The sequence below is a fragment of the Streptomyces sp. NPDC097107 genome, assembly GCF_044762405.1.
GTDB lineage: Bacteria > Actinomycetota > Actinomycetes > Streptomycetales > Streptomycetaceae > Streptomyces > Streptomyces thinghirensis.
Window position 1 is genome coordinate 144751 of sequence record NZ_JBIWEF010000011.1, and the last position, 14017, is coordinate 158767.

11 protein-coding genes and 1 pseudogene are annotated in these 14017 nt (G+C 72.3%); 4 read left to right on the forward strand and 8 right to left on the reverse strand.

Features of this window, described 5'->3' with window-relative positions:
• Positions 1–7: 7 nt before the first annotated feature.
• Together ACIQ1J_RS25845 and ACIQ1J_RS25850 are read left to right on the forward strand one after the other, a co-directional pair.
• Positions 8–217 (forward strand): annotated as a pseudogene (locus ACIQ1J_RS25845) (DUF4429 domain-containing protein); the annotation flags it as partial.
• Between the two features lie 314 nt (positions 218–531).
• On the forward strand, positions 532–1047 hold the full coding sequence (locus ACIQ1J_RS25850) for a pyridoxamine 5'-phosphate oxidase family protein (protein ID WP_403560450.1): 516 nt from the start codon (positions 532–534) through the stop codon (positions 1045–1047).
• A 21-nt stretch (positions 1048–1068) separates the two neighbouring features.
• Here the strand turns inward: ACIQ1J_RS25850 and guaA are convergent, their stop codons facing one another.
• The gene (gene guaA / locus ACIQ1J_RS25855; protein WP_210957873.1) at positions 1069–2649 is read right to left on the reverse strand and encodes a glutamine-hydrolyzing GMP synthase; all 1581 of its coding nucleotides are present in this window, start codon (positions 2647–2649) and stop codon (positions 1069–1071) included.
• Between the two features lie 345 nt (positions 2650–2994).
• On the opposite strand from guaA, the gene ACIQ1J_RS25860 reads away from it, so the two are divergent.
• Positions 2995–3282, forward strand: coding sequence for a chorismate mutase (locus tag ACIQ1J_RS25860; protein ID WP_403560452.1), 288 nt, complete (start codon positions 2995–2997; stop codon positions 3280–3282).
• Between the two features lie 719 nt (positions 3283–4001).
• Here the strand turns inward: ACIQ1J_RS25860 and ACIQ1J_RS25865 are convergent.
• On the reverse strand, positions 4002–4304 hold the full coding sequence (locus ACIQ1J_RS25865) for a hypothetical protein (protein ID WP_403560454.1): 303 nt from the start codon (positions 4302–4304) through the stop codon (positions 4002–4004).
• Between ACIQ1J_RS25865 and ACIQ1J_RS25870 the strand changes: the two genes are divergently transcribed.
• Entirely contained in the window at positions 4273–4932 is a 660-nt protein-coding gene (locus ACIQ1J_RS25870; RefSeq protein WP_403560456.1) for an LAETG motif-containing sortase-dependent surface protein, read from the forward strand. The genes ACIQ1J_RS25865 and ACIQ1J_RS25870 overlap by 32 nt on opposite strands.
• An 81-nt stretch (positions 4933–5013) precedes the next feature.
• Here the strand turns inward: ACIQ1J_RS25870 and ACIQ1J_RS25875 are convergent, their stop codons facing one another.
• From ACIQ1J_RS25875 to ACIQ1J_RS25900, 6 genes are all read right to left on the reverse strand, one after another.
• Entirely contained in the window at positions 5014–6834 is a 1821-nt protein-coding gene (locus ACIQ1J_RS25875; protein ID WP_403560458.1) for a GMC oxidoreductase, read from the reverse strand.
• A 40-nt stretch (positions 6835–6874) separates the two neighbouring features.
• Positions 6875–8488, reverse strand: coding sequence for a succinic semialdehyde dehydrogenase (locus ACIQ1J_RS25880; protein WP_403560460.1), 1614 nt, complete (start codon positions 8486–8488; stop codon positions 6875–6877).
• 112 nt (positions 8489–8600) lie between these two features.
• Entirely contained in the window at positions 8601–9350 is a 750-nt protein-coding gene (locus ACIQ1J_RS25885) for a serine/threonine-protein kinase (protein WP_403560462.1), read from the reverse strand.
• The gene (locus ACIQ1J_RS25890; RefSeq protein ID WP_403560464.1) at positions 9350–11038 is read right to left on the reverse strand and encodes a serine/threonine-protein kinase; all 1689 of its coding nucleotides are present in this window, start codon (positions 11036–11038) and stop codon (positions 9350–9352) included. The genes ACIQ1J_RS25885 and ACIQ1J_RS25890 overlap by 1 nt, the downstream gene beginning before the upstream one ends.
• Positions 11039–11153: 115 nt before the next feature.
• Positions 11154–12083 carry a serine/threonine-protein kinase gene (locus ACIQ1J_RS25895; RefSeq protein WP_403560466.1) on the reverse strand — a complete coding sequence of 310 codons (930 nt, stop codon included), beginning with the start codon at positions 12081–12083 and terminating at the stop codon, positions 11154–11156.
• Positions 12084–12199: 116 nt separating this feature from the next.
• Positions 12200–13927, reverse strand: a complete 1728-nt coding sequence (locus ACIQ1J_RS25900) for a serine/threonine-protein kinase (RefSeq protein ID WP_403560468.1) — start codon at positions 13925–13927, stop codon at positions 12200–12202.
• Positions 13928–14017: the final 90 nt, after the last annotated feature.

Below are 14017 nucleotides of genomic sequence, written 5' to 3' on the forward strand. Positions count from 1 at the left end.
TTCCCTTATGGCCGAGATCATCCAGCGCGACGGGACCTGGGCGTTCGACGGCAGTACGGTCCGGATCACGCCGGGCCCGCACCGCTCGGTGCCGCTGTTCCGGCAGACGTACGGCGAGGTCTCGGTGCCGCTGGAGGCCGTCGCGGGCGTCGGCTTCGAGCCGGAACGCAGACGCGGACGGCACCGCCCCGGAGTCCGCCGGGAGCGGGCCCCGGTCCGGGATTCCGAGTCCCGCGCCGCCGCGGTCCGACCATCACGACGTCCTGCTGCGCCGGCTGCGCGAACTGGGCGAGCTGCACCGCGGCGGCGTCCTCACGGACGCGGAGTTCGCCATGACGAAAGGCGGCGGTGCTCCGGGGTGACAAAGGCGGCGGTGCTCCGGGGCTTCTGACGACGTGACGACGACCGGCCTCTGAGGACGCCCGGCCGCGATGTCCGAAAGATGCCCGACGAGGTGTCCGACAGATGCCCGGCAAGATGCCCGACGAATATCCGACAGAGAGTGTCCGCTTTCGGGTCCAGACTCGGCGTATGACACCAAGCACCGCCGCCACGAGCAGCACCGCCGCGAACGCCGCCGCCAGCTGGGCCGACTTCGCCGCCGCCGAACCCGCGCTGGCCGCCACCGTCGAGGCACGCTTCGGCGCGTACACCCACCACACCCTCGCCACCCTGCGCAAGGACGGCTCGCCCCGCACCACCGGCCTGGAGGTGCGCTTCCTCGGCGGCGAGCTGTGGCTCGGCATGATGCCGGGCTCGGTCAAGGCACTCGACCTGCGCCGGGACCCACGCTTCGCGTTGCAGGCGAACCCGGGCGACGGCACCGGGATGGGCGGCGGGGACGTGCGGATCGGCGGACGGGCGGTCGAGGTGGAGGACCCCGAGGTACGGGCCGGATACGTGGAAGAGGTGGAACCGCCGGAGCCGTTCCACCTCTTCCGAACCGAGCTGACGGAGGTCGTGCGGACCTGCGTGGAGGACGACGCGTATCTCGTCGTCCAGGTCTGGCAGCCCGAAAAGCCCCTGCGCACCGTCAGGCGCACCTAGGGGCCACTCGGCTCGCTCGGGTCACTCCCACTCGATGGTGCCCGGCGGCTTCGACGTCACGTCGAGGACGACCCGGTTGACGTCCTTGACCTCGTTGGTGATGCGGGTCGAGATCTTGGAGAGCACGTCGTACGGCAGCCGGGACCAGTCGGCCGTCATCGCGTCCTCGGAGGAGACGGGCCGCAGCACGATCGGGTGGCCGTAGGTGCGGCCGTCGCCCTGGACGCCGACGGAGCGGACGTCCGCGAGCAGCACCACGGGGCACTGCCAGATGTCGCGGTCGAGCCCGGCCGCGGTCAGCTCCTCGCGGGCGATGGCGTCGGCCTCGCGGAGCAGGTCGAGCCGCTCCCTGGTGACCTCGCCGACGATCCGGATGCCGAGGCCCGGACCGGGGAACGGCTGGCGCTGGACGATCTCGTCCGGCAGGCCCAGTTCCTGGCCGACCATCCGGACCTCGTCCTTGAACAGCTTGCGCAGCGGCTCGATGAGCTGGAACTCGAGGTCCTCGGGCAGCCCGCCGACATTGTGGTGGGACTTGATGTTCGCCGCGCCGGTGCCGCCGCCGGACTCGACGACGTCCGGGTAGAGGGTGCCCTGGACGAGGAACTCGACCGCGGGGCCCTCGTCGGCGATGATCTCGGCCTGAGCCTGCTCGAAGACCCGGATGAACTCGCGGCCGATGATCTTCCGCTTCTCCTCGGGGTCGGAGACCCCGGCCAGCGCCTTCAGGAACCGCTCCTGCGCGTCCACGACCTTCAGCTGTACGCCGGTCGCGGCGACGAAGTCCTTCTCGACCTGCTCGGTCTCGCCCTGGCGCATCAGGCCGTGGTCGACGTAGACACAGGTCAGCTGGGAGCCGATGGCCTTCTGGACGAGGGCGGCGGCGACGGCGGAGTCCACGCCGCCGGACAGACCGCAGATGGCGCGCCGGTCGCCGACCTGCTCGCGGATCGCCGCGACCTGCTCCTCGATGACGTTGCCGGTGGTCCAGTCCGGGCGCAGGCCCGCGCCCCGGTACAGGAAGTGCTCCAGCACCTGCTGGCCGTGCGTGGAGTGCATCACCTCGGGGTGGTACTGGACGCCGTAGAGCTTCTTCTCGTCGTTCTCGAAGGCGGCGACCGGGACGACGGAGGTGGAGCCGGTGACGGCGAAGCCCTCGGGGGCGGCGGAGCAGGCGTCGCCGTGGGACATCCACACGGCCTGCTCGGCCGGGGTGCCCTCGAAGAGGGTGGAGGACGGCTTGAGGACCGACAGGTCGGTGCGGCCGTACTCACGGGCGCCGGAGTTGTCGACGGTGCCGCCGAGGGTCTGCGCCATCAGCTGGAAGCCGTAGCACATGCCGAAGACGGGGACGCCCGCCTCGAACAGGGTGCGGTCGAGGGTGGGGGCACCCGGCTCGTACACCGACGAGGGGCCGCCGGAGAGGATGATGGCCGCCGGGTTCTTGGCGAGCATCTCCGCGACCGGCATGGAGCTCGGCACGATCTCGCTGTAGACCCGCGCCTCGCGGACACGACGGGCGATGAGCTGGGCGTACTGCGCGCCGAAGTCGACGACCAGGACGGTGTCGGGGGCGGCGGCAGCGGGAGTCGCTGATGACACGGGGTGCCTTCCGGCGGTCGGGCGGGGGTCTTGTACTGCCGATTCTACCGAGGTGGGCGGGTGGCCCCGCCCCGCCCACGGCGGCACGGTCGCCCCTCCCCCGCGGTCTCACCATACGAACCGGCTTGGACACCGTCCGTCCCCGGGGCATACTGGCCCCATGCTCACGCACCAGACCTTCCTGTTTACCTATGGCAACCGGCCCACCGGCTGCCATGGTCGTGCTGCTTGAGCAACTGACAAGCGACTTCCCCAGGCGCCCCGGGCCGACAAGGTCCGGGGCGCCTGGCGTTTGCGGATCCCGTCGGCCGGGGGCACCGCCCCCTTCGGCGAGGAGACACCGACATGACCGTCACCGCGGCAGACAAGACCGGCGCCCGCACCACCGAGGCAGCCGACGTGATCACGGGCGCCCGGGAGCGCATCGACGCGCTGGACGACCGGATCATCGGCCTGATCCAGGAACGGATGGCCGTCTCCGCGGTCATCCAGGAGGCGCGGATCACCTCGGGCGGCCGGCGCGTGAACCTCTCCCGCGAGATGGAGGTCCTCGACCACTACCGGCACGCGCTGGGCAAGCCGGGTACGGCGCTGGCGATGACGATTCTGGAACTGTGCCGCGGGCGCGTCTGAGCGTCGGGTCCGAGAGTCGCATCCGAGTTCGGGCGTTTCTCACCCGTACGGCGCGTGACCGGCAGGCGAGCGGCTTCGTTGTCCCGGTGTCCGTGTCAGCCAGGGGCGGGCCCGAAAGAACCACGCGTGGCTCACTGGAGCGATGAGACGTACGGATCGTGCCGCACGTCGTGGGACCTCGCTCCAGGAAAGTGACCGGACGGCAGGGGACAGCAGCCCGGTCACCCAAGAGAACGGCCGGCTCCGGGGACGCCCGGGGCCGGCCGACGGGGCGGCGGCCGAGTCCCTCGGCCCACTCGACCGCACGGTCATTCGGAACCGCATGCCATTCGAAGCAAGCGGCGCAACCCCCCGGCGCCGCTTCCCGAGGCACCGGCGATGCCCTGACGCCGGTGCTGGCCGAGGAAGGGCCCCGCGGCTCATGCCGCGGGGCCCTTCGCCATGTCCGCGCCTCCCTCGCCGGCCCGGAGTGACGCACGCCACATAAAAGTTCTGTGAGTTCGGGGACAACCATTCACAGCTTTCACAGATCAAACAGGCGTACGGACCGAACCATGGGCCACACCCGCGCCCCACACGCGGAGGCCTCCCACTCTCCCGTATCGCCGTGCGCGGTACGCCGGACCATTCGAGGTCTTCATGAAGCTTCGTCGCGCCATGGCAGCAGCGGCCGCCACGGCAGTGATCGCCCCGGTGGCGCTGCTCGCGGCGCCGGCCGCCTACGCGACCGGTGACACGCCGACGTCCCAGCCGCCGACCAGTTCCGCCGCCGAGACCGCACCGGAGAGCACACCCTCGACGGACCCGGCCCCGAGCCAGTCCACGAGCGAGACCGCTCCGCCGCCGAGCGAGACCGCGAGCGACTCCCCGAGCAGCTCCCCGAGCACCTCGGCCCCCGAGTTGCCTGCGCCCAGCACCTCCGCGCCCGCCTCGCCGTCGCCGAGCACCTCGGCGCCCGAGGAGTCGGAGACCCCGGACCCGGAGCCGTCGGTGTGCGAGGACACCAAGGTCGACGTCAGCATCACCGGCCTCCCTGGCAAGATCGCGGCGGGCAGCGGCTGGCACAAGTTCTCGCTGAACGTGGCCAACACCTCCGGCTCCACGCTCCAGAACCTCGAATACCTGGCCGGTGCCTCCGCCGACCGGAACGGCGAGGAGCTGTTCGAGAGCAAGAAGGTCAGCCTCCAGGCCTGGAACCCGGACGACGAGATCTGGGAGGACCTCAACGAGTTCGGCTACGCGGTCGGCTACATCGGTTACACCGACGAGCTGGCGCCCGACTACGAGGTCGACATCCCGATGCGGATCAACGTGCGGTCCGACGCACCGGTCGGCGCCGGCTTCACGCTCGGCGCGACCATCTACGGCGACGCGGACGGCGAGTGCACCGGCTTCGGTGACGTCGCCTACAAGTTCCAGATCGTGGCCGCCGGCACCGACACCGAGGGCACCGAGCCGACGGAAGGCGGCAAGGCTCCCGTCGCCGCCGAGAAGCCGGCCGCCAACACGCCCGAGGTCACCGGCAGCCTCGCCGAGACCGGTTCCAGCTCCGCGCTGCCGATGATCGGCCTCGTCGGCGGGCTCGCCGTCGTCGTCGGTGGCGGCGCGGTGTTCGCGGTGCGGCGGCGCAAGGCCGGCGCGGAGGCGTGACACGGCACGGACCGGCGTGACACAGGCTGGGTGAGAGGGACCTGCGCTCGGAGGGGGGCGCAGGTCCCTCTCACCTTTGCGCTACTTCTTCGGCGGCACCGCCGGCATTCCCAGGAACGGCAGCCGCAGCGCGCCGAAGGCCTCCGCCGGGACCGCCGGGGACTTCGGCTCGACGGCGGCCAGGCGCTCGTAGGCCGTCCCCTGCGCCGGACGCGGGTCGCTCTCGCCCTTGTTCGGCCAGTACGACATCGCCCGCTCGGCCTGCGCCGTGATGGTCAGGGACGGGTTGACGCCCAGGTTGGCGGAGACCGCGGCACCGTCGACGACCGAGATGCCGGGGTGGCCGTAGAGGCGGTGGTACGGGTCGATCACGCCGGTCTCGCGCGAGGCGCCGATCGGGCAGCCGCCGAGGAAGTGGGCGGTGAGCGGGGTGCCCATCAGCTCGCCGACGTTGGAACCGGCGAAGCCGTTGATCTCGGCGGCGAGCGCGGAGGCGCCCTCCGTGGCCGCCTTGATCTGCTTGGGGTTGGGCGAGCCGTGGCCCTGGCGGGCGGTGAGCAGGCCCTTGCCGACGCCCGTCGGTTTCAGGTGCGTGGTCAGGGAGTTGTCCAGGGACTGCATCACCAGGCCGATGATGGTCCGTTCCGACCATTTGCGGTTGGAGAGCGAACGCAGGACCAGCATCGGGTGCTTGGCCGCGTGCCCCAGGAAGCCCAGGACGCGGGACGCGCCCGAGGCGGTGTGCCCGGCGTACGGGACCTGGAGGATGGACAGGCCGCCCATCGAGTTGGAGCCCTTGCCGTAACGGACCGGCTCGATATGGGTGTTGGCGTCCGGGTGGATCGAGGACGTGATGGCGACGCCGCGCGTGAAGTCGGCCCGTGACTCGCCGGTGGCCTCGCGGTAGCGCCGGTCGTCGGTCTGGGCGCCGACCAGGGCCTCGGAGTTGGTGCGGGTCAGCTCGCCGAGCTTGTCGGATATGTGCGGGAGCTGTCCGTTCGCCTTCATGCGGTGCAGCAGGGTCTGGGTGCCGTAGGTGCCGGCGGCCATGACGACCCGGCGGGCCGTGAACGTGCGGCCGGCGCCCTTCTTCTGCCGGTCGGTGGGCAGGGTGGCGATCGCGAACCCGCCGCGCGAGTCGTCGGTGACCGAGACGACCGTCGTCATCGGGTGCACGACGGCACCCGCCTTCTCGGCGAGGTACAGGTAGTTCTCGTTGAGGGTGTTCTTCGCGCCGTGCCGGCAGCCGGTCATGCACTCGCCGCACTCGTTGCAGGCCTTGCGGTCGGGGCCCACGCCGCCGAAGTACGGGTCGGACACCTTCTCGCCCGGCTTGGCCCCGGCCGTGCCGTCGGCGTCCTCGCCGTCGCCGAAGAAGACGCCGACCGGCGCCATGTGGAAGGTGTCGCCGACGCCCATCCGTTCGGCGGCGGCCTTCAGGTGCACGTCCGACGGGGTCATGGTCGGGTTCAGCCGGACCCCGAGCATGCGCTTGGCCTGGTCGTAGTACGGCGTCAGTTCATCGTGCCAGTCCGTGATGCCGCGCCACTGGGGGTCGTCGAAGAAGGGCTTCGGCGGCACGTACAGGGTGTTGGCGTAGTTCAGGGAGCCGCCGCCGACCCCGGCGCCCGCCAGGACCATGACGTTGCCGAGCAGGTGGATGCGCTGGAGGCCGAACATGCCGAGCTTGGGGGCCCAGAGGTAGTTCTTCAGGTCCCAGGAGTTCTTCGGCAGCGACTCCCGGGTGAAGCGGCGGCCCGCTTCCAGGACGCCGACGCGGTAGCCCTTCTCGGTGAGGCGGAGGGCGGAGACCGAGCCTCCGAATCCCGACCCCACGATGAGGACGTCGTAGTCGTACCCGTTCTCGTCGTCCCGGGTCTGGACGGACTGCTCCTGCGACACGTGCTCTCCTCGTTGAGAACGGGTACGGGTGGCGGGCTGCTCAGCGGAAGCGGAACGCCTTCATCAGGCGCAGGCTCCGGCTCATGAACGCCGCGTACTTCTCGTCGTCCATGCCGAGCGACGGCGCCATCGGCAGCAGCCGCTGATGGGCGATCGTCTGCGACTCGGTGTACTTGAGGATGCCCTCGGAGCCGTGCCGGCGGCCGAGGCCCGACTCCTTCATGCCGCCCATGGGCGACTGGACGCTGCCGTACGCGGAGGCGTAGCCCTCGTTGATGTTGACCGTGCCGGTGCGCAGGCGGGCGGCGGTCTCGCGGCCCAGGCGGGCGTTCGTGGTCCACACCGAGGAGTTCAGCCCGTACGACGTGGCGTTGGCGCGGTCGACGACCTCGTCCGGCGTCTTGAAACGGTAGACGGACACGACGGGGCCGAAGGTCTCCTCGCAGCACAGGGTCATGGCGTCCGTGACGCCCTCGAGGACGGTCGGCTCGTAGAAGTACGGCCCGATGTCGGGGCGGGCCACTCCGCCGGCGACGACGCGCGCGCCCTTGTCGACGGCGTCCGCCACGTGCCGCTTCACGGTCTCCAGTTGGTGCCCGCTGACCAGGGAGCCCATGTCCGCTCCGTAGGCCAGGGCGCTGCCCAGCCGCATCGCGCGGGTGCGGGCGGCGAAGCGGTCGAGGAAGGCGTCGGCGACCGACTCGTGGACGTAGATCCGCTCGATGGACACGCAGAGCTGGCCGGCGGAGGAGAAGCAGGCGCGGACGGCGCCCGCCGCCGCCTTCTCGATGTCGGCGTCCTCCAGGACCAGCATGGCGTTCTTGCCGCCGAGCTCCAGCGAGACGCCGACCAGGCGGTCCGCGGCGACCGTGGCGACCTCTCGGCCGGTGCGGGTGGAGCCGGTGAAGGAGACGTAGTCACCGTGCTTGACGACCTCGGGACCGATGACCGGGCCGACGCCGATGACGGCCTGGAGGACGTCGGCGGGCAGCCCGGCCTCGATCAGCAGGTCACGGGCCCACAGCGCGGTGAGACAGGACTCGGTGTCGGGCTTCATCACGACCGCGTTGCCCGCGACCAGGGCGGGCAGGGCGTCGCCGACGGACAGTTCGAAGGGGTAGTTCCACGGAACGATCTGCCCGACGACGCCGCGGGGGTGGCGCAGTTCGGTGACCTTCGTGAGGGTCGGTACGGCGCCGGTGTGCCGCTTGGGGCGCAGGTACGCCGGGGCCTTGCGGCCGTAGTGCCGGGCGGCGACGGCGACGGCCTGGACCTCCTCGTGGGCGTGCAGGCGGGCCTTGCCGGTCTCCAGCTGGATGAGGTCGAGCACCTCGGCCTGGCGCTCCAGGACCAGGTCGTGGAAGCGCAGCAGGACGGCGGCACGCTGCCGTACCGGAACGCGCGCCCACACGGCCTGGGCGGCGCGGGCCCGCTCGAAGGCGCCGGCCACGTCCTCGGGCGTCGACTCGGGCAGGTCGGCCAGCTTCTCGCCGGTGAACGGCGTGTGGTTGGCGGTGCGGCCGGAGCCGGCCACGCCCTTGGTGAGCTGGGCGACCAGCTCGGGCGTGACCACGTCGGCCGCGGTGCGGGCGCCCGCGGGGGCGGGGGCGAGAGGGTTCGTGCCGGATATTTCCGGGGCCTGCGCGTCCGTCATGAGCCGCAGGGTATGACGCCGCGAGGGCTTTGTGTACCCGTCGGTAATCGGGATTCACCGAGTGCTCACACAACGCCAGTGATCGCTGGCAACAAATGCGCTGATCAGGAGGTTACCCGGTGCGGCTGGACCTGATCACTTCTTTTCCGTCCGGAGCGGACCGAGGGGCACCGGCCACCGCCTCCAGGTGCCGCGCGACCTCCTCGGCATCCGGTCGCCGGGTGGCGTCCTCGGCCCTCAGCCTTTCGATCAGCGGGTCGAGCGGCCCGGAGGGCGACCGGTTCTCGACGGCGGTGTGCAGGAGGGTGCCCAGCGAGCGCAGGTCCGCCGCGGGGCCGGCACCCCGGGGGGCGTCCTCGTCCGGTGCGCGGGCCGTGCCGAAGTCGGTGAGCACGACGCGGTCGTGCGGGCCGAGCAGCACCTTGGCGGGCCTGACCGCGCGGTGCACGATGCCGACGGCGTGCGCCGCCCGCAGTGCGCCGAGCACCGCGAGCCCTAGGCGGGCCGCTTCGGGCGCCGGCACCGGACCGCGCCGGAGTACCTCTTGCAGGGACTCGCCGGGGACCCACTCCATGACGATCCAGGGTGGTCCGTCGAGTGGGGCCTCCTCCACGACCACGTGGTGGATGCGGACGGCCGCGGGGTGGTCGACACGGGTGGCGGCGCGCGCCTCGTGGTAGAGGCGGTGGGCGGCCCGGCGGTACGTCTCGTCCGCCGGGTCACCGGGCAGCCGTGGCTGCTTGACGGCGACGTCCTGTGCCGCGCGTTCGTCGAAGGCCTGCCAGACGGCCCCCGAGGCGCCGGAAGCCACGCGCCTCAGCAGCCGGTAACGCTCGCCGACCAGGTGCCCCTGGGGTTCCATCAGAGCTGCTCGACCTCCCAGTTGGCGACGACGGTCCGGGCGATCTCCCGTCCCTCGTCCGCGAAGTATCCCTTGCGGGGGTAGTCGACGGAGACCTTGTAGATGTCGCCGTTGTCCGCCCGGTAGTAGAGGATGTGGTACTCGCGCTCGCGGGGGTTCTGCGTGTCGGCCGTCGTGTAGGCGATGGTGTTCTCGGCGGCCTTCCTGCCCTTGTACTCGGTCTCGCCCGGTTCGCCTCTGGGAGCGGGCTCGTCGGCGAAGTTCCACGCGTACTCGCCGTCCTTGAGCATCTCCCAGTCCGCCCAGGCGTTGGCCCCCGCGGTGGCCGGGAGGTCGCCGTTCTCGTCGTCGGCCTTGATGTCACGGTCCACCTGGACGGTGATCGCGCCGCTCGGGTCGGCGAACGACTCGGTGGTGCCGTCCCACTTGTCGGGGTGCTCCAGCTTCACGAACTCCGCCGGCACAGCGACGCTCATGCCGGGCTTCGCGCCGAGGCCGTGCTTCTTCCACCCCTCCGGCAGGGGCCCCGCGAAGGGTTCCGCGACCACCAGGTACGACGCCACGGCCGCCGCGACGACCGCCGTGCCGAGGGTGATCCACGCGTTGCGGCCCAGCCGGACGCTCCACTTGGACACCGGCCGGGACGGCCCGTCCGCCCCGGCGACGTGTACGACCTGGGTGGGTGCCGGCTCCGGCGGGTTCGCGGCGGCGCTCAGCAGGGCGCGGACCCGGGCGGCGTCCGGACGGCGCGCCGGGTCCTTGTCCAGCAGGCCCGTGATGACCTCGGCCAGCGGCCCCCGGGCAGAGGCGGGCGGCGCGGGCGCCGCGTTGAGCACGGACTGGAGCGTGGCGGGGGTGTTGCTGCGGCGGAACGGCGATACGCCCTCCGTCGCCGCGTACAGCACCACGCCCAGCGACCACAGGTCGCTCGCCGGGCCGGGGCGCTGGCCCAGCACCCGCTCCGGGGCGATGTACTCGGGCGAGCCGACGAAGCCGCCGGTGTCGGTCAGATTGGTCTCGCCCTCGATCTGGGCGATGCCGAAGTCGGTGAGCACGACCCGGTCGTGCCGCCCGAGCAGGACGTTGTCCGGCTTCACGTCCCGGTGCAGGACGCCGGCCGCGTGTGCGGCCTCCAGCGCGCCGAGCACCTCCAGGCCGATCCGGGCGGCCTCGCGCGAACCCAGGGTGCCCTCCTGCAACGCGTCGCCAAGCGAGCGGCCCCGGACCAGCTCCATCACGATCCACGGCTGGTCGTCCACCACCGCCACGTCGTGCACGTCGACCACGGCCGGATGGTCGAGGCGGGCCGCGGCGCGGGCCTCGCGGCGCATCCGCTCGAAGGCGTTGTCCCGTTCGCGTTCGGGAAGGTGGCCGGGCACGCGGGGCTCCTTGACGGCCACCTCGCGGTCCACGGTCTCGTCCTTCGCCCGCCACACCGTGCCCATGCCGCCGTGCCCGAGCCTGGAGATCAGCCGGTAGCGGCCGGCGATGAGCCGTCCGGCGCCCGCGTCCGGCGCGGGCGACTGGGCGTGCCCGGGCTGCGGCGCCGGCGACCGGGGCGGCGCGATCCGGGTGGGTGCCGCGTACGGGTTGCCGGGGTGCGGCACGGCGCCGGGCGGATTCGGTGGTCGCAGGCCGAAACTCGTCGGCTCGTCCGACCTGTTGCGGGGTCCCCCGTTGCTGCTCATGGGTCCATCCATATCGCGCCCGGCGGGCCCGCATCCAGCCACCGTGCACCGCGGTCACAGACCCGTGACGCACGCTGCCGCTCATCTTCTGTTCAGGTGCGTCGCGAAGACGCCGTCACGGACGCCGGACCCGTCGGCGCACCGCGAGCAGCACCGCCATGAGCACGCCCCGCGTCACGCGCCGGGGCTCACCGGTCCGGGGCGGCGCCGGAGTCCGGCCCGTGGTCAGGAAGGCGCGCAGCATCCGCTCGGCCTCCACCGCGTCCAGCCGCCGTTCCGGGTCGCGTTCCAGCAGGCCCTGTACGACCGGCAGGATGGGCCCGGCCTGCGCGGGCGGGCGGATCTCGTCGGTGACCACGGCGTGCAGGACACCGCCCAGCGAGTCGCGGTGGAAGGGCGAGGACCCGCTGAGGACCGCGCACAGCAGCACCCCCAGCGACCACAGGTCGGACTCCGGCCCGGTCCCGGCACCGGACATCCGCTCGGGGGCGGTGTACTCGGGGGAGCCGACGAAGGAGCCGGTCTCGGTGAGCGTGGTGGCGCCCGCGACCTGCGCCACGCCGAAGTCGGTGAGGACGACCCGGCCGTCCTCGGCCACCAGCACGTTGGACGGCTTCACGTCCCGGTGCAGGATCCCGGCCGCGTGCGCGGTGCGCAGGGCGTCGAGGAGGGCGACGCCGATCCGGGCGGCCTCGGTGGCGTCGACCGGGCCGTGGCCGAGGACGCGGTCGGCGAGCGAGCCGCCGTCGACCAGTTCCATGACCATGTACGCGCGTTCGTCGTCCTCGACGACGTCGTGCACGACGATGACGTGCGGGTGCCTCAGCTGTGCGACCGCGCGGGCCTCGCGCAGGGTGCGCTCACGGCGCCGCCGGGCCTCGGCCGACGAGAGGGCCTCGTCGAGGGGGAGCGCCTTCACGGCCACTTCGCGGGCGAGCAGTTGGTCGGTCGCCCGCCACACGATGCCCATGCCGCCGCGGCCGAGCCGCTCATGGAGTCGGTAACGGCCCGCGATGACACGCCCGCCCGCCCCCTCGGTCACCATGCGCCCATCATGCCCCACCGGACGGACCGGCTCCGGGCCGTCGTGACCCGGGTGGCCGACAACCGACGGACGCACGGGCGTCGTCGCGACGACTTCAGGCCATCACACGGCACGGGTCAGCGGGTCTTCTCCTGCCAGCTCTGCAGCACCGTCCGGAACTGCTGCCGCGCGGTCTCCCAGTCCTCGGCGGGCGCCGACATGTAGATGACGTACTCGACGCCGTCACGGGACATGTACGTCTCCTCGACGGCGCGGCGCGGACCGGGGAAGGAAGTGTCCTTGGCCAGCGCGGTCCAGGTGTACTCCCACCGGGCGCTCTTGTGGTCGCGGTAGGTGGTCCGCTCCAGGGTGACGCGCCGGTAGTCGACCAGCCGCTGCAGCTGGACCTCCAGGTCGAGCTGGTGGGCGTACGGGTCGTTGTAGTCGGGGGCGGTGTCGACGGCGATGCGGAGGAAGTGCTCGCCGCCGTCGGGGGTGTAGTCGACCTGCTTCAGCTCGCCGTCGTCGTCGAAGACCTTCCGCTGCCAGCTTTCGGGCAGGTAGAGGCTGAAACCCACCGGGTCGTCCCGGCGGACCCAGCCGGCCGGGACGGACCCGCCGGGGCCCTTGCCGGTCGTGGCGGAGGCGGAGGGGGACGGCGAGTGGGCGGGGTCCTGCCCGGCCGTCGAACCCCCGCCCCGTTGCTGCAGCACCACGGCGGTGCCCGCCCCGATGAGGGCGGCGACGGCGACGACCAGGGCGAGTGTGCGCAGGCGGCGGCGCCGGGACCGTACGGCAGCGACGCCCGCGGGGCCGGCCGGCGCGTGCCCGGCCGCGGTGGGGCCCGTCGGCCCGTGACCCGCCGCGTGACCCATCGCTGTGGGACCGACGGCCGTGGGACCGACCGCCGTCGGACCGGTCATCCGCTGGTACTGCGTCGCGGCCGTCCCGCCCGTCGGCCCCGGCCCCGGTCTCCCGGGACGGGCGGTGTCGCCCTGACCCCACGCTCCCGAGTACTGCGTCGGCACATACGCCTGGGCCGCGTTCGGCCGCCGTCCCTCCGCGGCCTCCGCGAGCATCTGCTCCGTCTCGGTCACGTCGGGCCGCGAAGCCGGGTCCTTGCGCAGCAGGGCGCTGATGACGGGCGCGAGCGGACCGGCGTACTGCGGCTCGGTGACCTCCTCCTCGACGACCGCCTGCATGGTGGTGAGCGGTGAGGTGCGGCGGAACGGCGACCGGCCCTCCACCGCCGTGTACAGCGTCGCGCCGAGCGCCCACAGGTCGGAGGCGGGGCCGGGGTCGTGGCCGCGGACGCGCTCCGGGGCCAGGTAGTCGACGGAGCCGACGACCTCCCCGGTTCGCGTGATGGTGGAGTCGCCCTCGATCTGCGCGATGCCGAAGTCGGTGAGCAGCACCCGGCCGTCGTCGCCGAGCAGGACGTTGCCGGGCTTGACGTCGCGGTGCAGGACACCGGCGGTGTGCGCGGCACGCAGGGCGCGCAGCACCCACAGGCCGACACGGGCCGCCTCCCGCGGCTCGACCCGCTCCTCGTCCTTGACCGCGTCGGCCAGCGAGCGGCCCTCGACCAGCTCCATCACGATCCAGGGCCGGCCGTCGTGTTCGAGTACGTCGTGGACGGTGACGACGGCCGAGTGGTTGATCCGTGCCGCCGCGCGCGCCTCACCCCGGGTACGCGCCAGCAGTATCGCCTGGTCGCTCTCGGATACGTAGAGCGCGGCGGTCAACTCCTTGATGGCGACGGTCCGGTGCAGCACCTCGTCGTGTGCGCGCCACACCCGCCCCATGCCGCCGCTGCCGATGGCGTCCCCGAGCCGGTATCGGCCCGCGACGAGCCGGCCCTGCATCTGATTCACGTTGCCCCGCAATGGTCTTGTCAGGGTCAGACTAGGGACCGGCCACCGTCCGGGGAACGGGCGGGGCGGCATGGAAACCGC

Excerpts from the sequence above, each read along its gene's own strand:
- ACIQ1J_RS25850 (WP_403560450.1), top strand. The coding sequence starts at position 532 with ATGACACCAAGCACCGCCGCCACGAGCAGCACCGCCGCGAACGCCGCC.
- ACIQ1J_RS25860 (WP_403560452.1), top strand. The coding sequence starts at position 2,995 with ATGACCGTCACCGCGGCAGACAAGACCGGCGCCCGCACCACCGAGGCA.
- ACIQ1J_RS25865 (WP_403560454.1), bottom strand. The coding sequence starts at position 4,304 with ATGCTGACGTCGACCTTGGTGTCCTCGCACACCGACGGCTCCGGGTCC.
- ACIQ1J_RS25880 (WP_403560460.1), bottom strand. The coding sequence starts at position 8,488 with ATGACGGACGCGCAGGCCCCGGAAATATCCGGCACGAACCCTCTCGCC.
- ACIQ1J_RS25885 (WP_403560462.1), bottom strand. The coding sequence starts at position 9,350 with ATGGAACCCCAGGGGCACCTGGTCGGCGAGCGTTACCGGCTGCTGAGG.
- ACIQ1J_RS25890 (WP_403560464.1), bottom strand. The coding sequence starts at position 11,038 with ATGAGCAGCAACGGGGGACCCCGCAACAGGTCGGACGAGCCGACGAGT.
- ACIQ1J_RS25895 (WP_403560466.1), bottom strand. The coding sequence starts at position 12,083 with ATGGTGACCGAGGGGGCGGGCGGGCGTGTCATCGCGGGCCGTTACCGA.
- ACIQ1J_RS25900 (WP_403560468.1), bottom strand. The coding sequence starts at position 13,927 with ATGCAGGGCCGGCTCGTCGCGGGCCGATACCGGCTCGGGGACGCCATC.